Source organism: Synechococcus sp. H60.2 (assembly GCF_047462315.1).
In the GTDB taxonomy this organism is placed as follows: domain Bacteria; phylum Cyanobacteriota; class Cyanobacteriia; order Thermostichales; family Thermostichaceae; genus Thermostichus.
In genome coordinates, this window is the sequence record NZ_JANSIZ010000119.1 from 1 (window position 1) to 4,305 (window position 4,305).

Annotated in this window: 4 protein-coding genes and 1 pseudogene; 3 read left to right on the forward strand and 2 right to left on the reverse strand. The window is 59.1% G+C overall.

The features are described from left to right. Positions 1-207: 207 nt before the first annotated feature. Together NW845_RS12375 and hisG are read right to left on the reverse strand one after the other, a co-directional pair. Positions 208-1,002: a photosystem II manganese-stabilizing polypeptide gene (locus NW845_RS12375; RefSeq protein ID WP_414372756.1), complete on the reverse strand. Its 795-nt coding sequence runs from the start codon at positions 1,000-1,002 to the stop codon at positions 208-210. Between the two features lie 199 nt (positions 1,003-1,201). Beyond that, positions 1,202-1,936, reverse strand: a complete 735-nt coding sequence (gene hisG, locus NW845_RS12380) for an ATP phosphoribosyltransferase (RefSeq protein WP_414378746.1) — start codon at positions 1,934-1,936, stop codon at positions 1,202-1,204. A 204-nt stretch (positions 1,937-2,140) separates the two neighbouring features. On the opposite strand from hisG, the gene NW845_RS12385 reads away from it, so the two are divergent. From NW845_RS12385 to NW845_RS12395, 3 genes and pseudogenes are all read left to right on the forward strand, one after another. Next, the gene (locus NW845_RS12385) at positions 2,141-3,262 is read left to right on the forward strand and encodes a sugar phosphate nucleotidyltransferase (protein ID WP_414336050.1); all 1,122 of its coding nucleotides are present in this window, start codon (positions 2,141-2,143) and stop codon (positions 3,260-3,262) included. Continuing rightward, entirely contained in the window at positions 3,240-3,986 is a 747-nt protein-coding gene (locus NW845_RS12390; protein ID WP_414372760.1) for a GvpL/GvpF family gas vesicle protein, read from the forward strand. Before NW845_RS12385 ends, NW845_RS12390 begins: the two co-directional genes overlap by 23 nt. A 48-nt stretch (positions 3,987-4,034) precedes the next feature. Further along, a pseudogene (locus tag NW845_RS12395) lies at positions 4,035-4,231 on the forward strand (IS630 family transposase); the annotation flags it as partial. Positions 4,232-4,305: the final 74 nt, after the last annotated feature.

Here is a 4,305-nt window from a genome sequence, read left to right on the forward strand (position 1 = left end):
GGCAGAAGAAGAGACAAAAGCTCTGCTGCCAAGCGGGTGAGGAAACCCCACCCGCCTACGCGGTGGGGTAGTTCATAACAAACGCTGTGGGATCCCGCCATCGCTGCCCTCTTCTCCAACGGACAAACCGAGACAGACAGAGTATCCACAAGAATGGGCAGGAATCGAGCAGATCCCTGCCCCTCTCAAGCCCCAAATTGGCTCTCTTCAAGACTCCTGCGCCAGGCGGGCGTAAAACAAGCCCTGGACACGGACGGTGTGAGGTTCCAGTGCCCCTTGCTCGGTGCTGGACTGCTGAATGCTGACGAAGGAGCCGCCCATCTCACCCGTGCTGGGATCCACGCGGGCGATGCGCAGCGACATTGTCCCCTGGGAAACCTCGTCCACCTTGCGGTTGGTGGCGAAGTCGTCCTTGGCCGCCTGCAGCCCTACGGCTGTGTCGTAGCCGGCGTTGGAGCCGCGCCCGCGCGCGTCGAGGAAGGTGCTGCTGTGGTAGCCGGGCACCAAGAACTCCCCTTCAAAGTCGGTCGAGGGGTCGATGGCGGAGCCCTGAGCTGTGGCCACCAAGTCTTTCACGCTAAACAAAAACGGCACCCGCTCGCCGCGGGGTAACTGACCGGTGGTCGGCTGAAAAGTGATCCCGTCCACCACTTTGAGCTCCAACCCGCCGTCTTTGGGGGTGACTTCGGCCTTAATCGGCCCCAGCGTGGCTGCCGAGATCATAATGTTTTTGGCCTTGATAAACTCTTTTTCGCCGTTCCGCTTTTCCTCTTCGATTTCAATTTGCACCGGCTGGAAGCAGACATCTGTCAACTTTACGGATCCCCCCTTGGGCACCTCGATACGGCCGCGGGCCTCGTCCGAGACGGAGGGGCAAATGGCCGCCTTGCCGGTGTTGCGGATCTGGTCGTAGGTTAAGGGGGCCTTAGCCGCCTCCGCCGGCAGGGCGAAGACGCTCAAACAGAGCGCCAACAGGATGGCGAGTAGTGGACGGTACCGCATAATCAACCTCGAAAAACCTGTTTTAATCTCAATGCTGCTGGGGAAAATAAGCCCGAATGCCCCTATTGTACGCAATAGGGATCCCCTCTTTGGCCGGGCTCGCAGAAGTTTCTTGGCCAGGCAGAGCTGTTAGGCTGCTGCGTTTTCCCACTGCTTGGATTACCGACTCCTGCTCTTCTGTGAAGGCCTTGCGGCCACCTCAAAACGGGCCACTCACCACCAGGGATCCCAGCCAGCGCTCTCGAATCTGGTTTACCAGCTCGCCGATGGGCTGTTGGTTAACGCGGTAGCTGGTGGGATGGGCGATCAGGCGGGCGGTGCTCTCGAAAAGGCAGTCCCGTTCCACCAGGCCGTTTTCCCTCAGGGTGCGTCCGGTGGCCACCAAGTCCACGATGGCATCGGCCATGCCGGTGAGGGGAGCCAGTTCCACCGAGCCGTAGAGGGAGATAATTTCCACCGGCAAATCCAACCGGTCAAAATACTCGCGGGCGCAGCCGACAAACTTGGAAGCGACGCGGGCATGGGGAGGCAACTGGGCCGCCGAGGTGTAGGGACTATCTTGGGGCAGGGCCACCGACATGCGACAGTAGCCGAACTTCAGATCCAGCAGGTGGGCCACCCGCGCTTCGCTGCCGGCATAGCGCTCTCGCAAGATGTCGTAGCCGACGATGCCCAGCTCGGCCTGTCCGTATTCCACGTACACCGGCACGTCGTGGTTGCGCACCAGCAGCGCCTCGTAGCGTTGCCCGTTGAGCTGGGTGGGCGATTCAATCCGCAGCAGGCGGTTGCCGGGATCCAAAAAGCGACTGAAATCGATCCCCACCTGTTGCAAGCAGCGGACAGCGTCGGCCAACAAGGCTCCCTTGGCCAGGGCAATGGTGATCGTCGGGGTATTGGGCTTCGGAGCTGGCCGAGGGCTGGTGGCTGTCAACATAGGCACTTAGGGATCCCTTCTGGCAAAAGGACAAGGGCAGTGGGAATGCTACTTAGTTAAAGAAGGAAAGTGGATACCAGGGATCCTGCGTCCTCAATTGTAGGGAACTGACCTCTTGCCGGCGAGGTAGACTCGGCAGATGTTTTCCAGAACGCAGATCCTGGGATGATAAAAACACGATGAACCCGGAGGAGAGACGACGGCATGAAAGCCATGATCCTGGCAGCCGGCAAAGGGACACGGGTACGGCCCATCACCTACATGATGCCCAAGCCGATGATCCCGATTCTGCACAAGCCGGTCATGGAGTTCTTGGTGGAGCTGCTGCGGGAACATGGCTTCGACCAAATCATGATCAACACTAGCCACCTCGCTCACCAGATCGAAGACTACTTTCGCGATGGCCAGCAATGGGGAGTACACATCGGCTTTTCCTTCGAGGGCCACTTCGAGAACGGCCAGCCGGTGGCCGAACCCCTGGGATCCGCCGGTGGCATGCGCAAGATCCAGGATTTCTCTGGCTTTTTTGACAGCACCTTCGTGGTGCTCTGCGGCGATGCGCTAATCGACCTCAACCTAACCCAGGTGGTCAACTTTCACAAATCTAAGGGGGCATTGGCCACGGTGGTGTTGCGAGAGGTGGATCCCAGCCAAGTCTCCAGCTACGGAGTGGTGGTAACTGATGAGACGGGCCGGGTCACCGCCTTCCAAGAAAAGCCCAGGCAGGAAGAGGCCCTCAGCAACACCATCAACACCGGCATCTACGTGTTCGAGCCAGAAGTCCTGGACTACATCCCCCCCGGCTGCCCCTATGACATCGGCAGCGATCTCTTCCCCGCCTTGGTGAAAGCCGGCGCCCCCTTCTACGGCCTCAAGGCCGACTTCCAGTGGGTGGACATTGGCCGTACCCATGACTACTGGCTGGCAGTACAGAAGGTGCTGCGCGGCGAGATCAAAGGCGTCAAGGTGCCCGGGATCCAGATTCGGCCCGGCGTCTGGACAGGGATCAACATCCGCGCCAACTGGGATCGCATCCACATCGAGCCGCCGGTGTACATCGGGGCCAGCACCTACCTGGCGGATGGGGTAAAGCTCATCGGCCCCACGGCCATTGGCTACGGCTGTGTGTTGAACGAAGGGTGTACGCTGGATGGCAGTCTCATCTTTAACTACACCCAAATCGCCGCAGGAGTGACGCTGCGCCACCAGATGGTGATGGGTCGCTACTGCATTTCCTCCGATGGCAATGCCATCGATACGGAAGAGTCCAACCTCACCTGGTTGATCGGAGATGCCCGCAGCCATGGCAACGGCAAATCCCAATAGCGCCCTCTATCTCTACGGGATCGTTGCTGCCCCCGGCCCGCGCCACCTGAATGTGGTGGGGCTGGATAAGCAGCCGGTGGGGGTTCACGTGCTGGGATCTTTGGCCTTTCTCTATTCCCAGGCTCGCCAGGAGCGCTACTTGGCCAGCCGGGCCAATCTGCTGGCCCACGAAGCCGTCCTAGAAACCGTCATGAACGAGGGACACCGCGCCCTGCTGCCGTTGCAATTTGGCCTGGTGGTGAGCGGCTGGGACCAGGTGGAGCAGGATCTGGTTAAACCGCACCTGGCCGATCTGTTGGCCCTGCTGCAGCGCCTAGAGGGCAAACGGGAGGTGGGGGTAAAAGTCTTCTGGGATCCCCAGCAAGAGCTCCAATTGGGGCTGGAGGAAAACCCCGCCCTGAAAGCCCGGCGGGACGCGATGGTCGGCACCCCCTTGGGGCTAGATGCAGTGGTGGAAATTGGACAAGCCCTAGAGCAACTGCTGGAGCAACGGCGCCAACACATTGCCCAAACCTTCACAGCCACCCTCGGCCCTCTGGCCGGCGACCGCGTCGAGGGAGAGCTGCTCACGGAAAACATGGTCTACAACAGCTCGTTTCTCATCAACTGGGAAGATGAGCCGGTTTTTGCCCAAAAAGTGGAGGAGCTGGATCGAGCCTTTCAGGGACGGCTGCGCATTCGCTACAACAATTTCACCGCTCCCTACAATTTCGCCAAGCTTTGACCGGCCTGTACTCACCCTCGTTTCGCTGGATCAGCGCATTCTTGCAAGCAAAGAAAGACTTACCGCAGTGCGAGAGTCTAAGAAGAGGAGATGCAAAGAGAACGACTAGCTTATAGTCAAGAATCAGGGATATTGCAGCGGAGGATTTGATTGCCCTCGACCAGACAGGGGTGTGGGAGGGAAGGGAACGGGGAGTAGCTCGGAGTTTACGCGGTCAAAGAGCTTATCATTATCGTCAGAGATACAGCCTGTTAATTTAAAATAGGGTACAGTTTTTAAGAGGAAGGAGAGAAGGGAATGCCAACCCATTCTTTGGATC

Bases quoted from the DNA above. Each gene is read 5' to 3' on its own strand.
- NW845_RS12375 (WP_414372756.1), bottom strand. From the start codon at position 1,002: ATGCGGTACCGTCCACTACTCGCCATCCTGTTGGCGCTCTGTTTGAGC.
- hisG (WP_414378746.1), bottom strand. From the start codon at position 1,936: ATGTTGACAGCCACCAGCCCTCGGCCAGCTCCGAAGCCCAATACCCCG.
- NW845_RS12385 (WP_414336050.1), top strand. From the start codon at position 2,141: ATGAAAGCCATGATCCTGGCAGCCGGCAAAGGGACACGGGTACGGCCC.
- NW845_RS12390 (WP_414372760.1), top strand. From the start codon at position 3,240: ATGGCAACGGCAAATCCCAATAGCGCCCTCTATCTCTACGGGATCGTT.